Below are 238 nucleotides of genomic sequence, written 5' to 3' on the forward strand. Positions count from 1 at the left end.
ACCTTATTTTCGCAATTATGTGATCAGTTTATGATTAGAAGAAACTATGCGAAATACTTTGATGTCTTTAAGAACAGAATATTATCTAAGATAATGTCTATGACTGTTATACAATGCATTAATAAACTAAAATATATAATTATTAACCACTTAAAAACTCTTATTTCTTAAATGCACCACGGTTATAGTAATGTAAAATAATATTGCCTTCAAAATTTCTGTTTTTTAAGTTAGCTAA

The 238-nt window shown here is 24.4% G+C and carries 1 pseudogene; it reads left to right on the forward strand.

The window, feature by feature from the left end:
* Positions 1-171, forward strand: a pseudogene (locus GNY06_RS00820) (IS982 family transposase); the annotation flags it as partial.
* Positions 172-238 lie beyond the last annotated feature (67 nt).

This window comes from Elizabethkingia argenteiflava (genome assembly GCF_009904105.1).
GTDB classification, from domain to species: Bacteria; Bacteroidota; Bacteroidia; order Flavobacteriales; family Weeksellaceae; genus Elizabethkingia; species Elizabethkingia argenteiflava.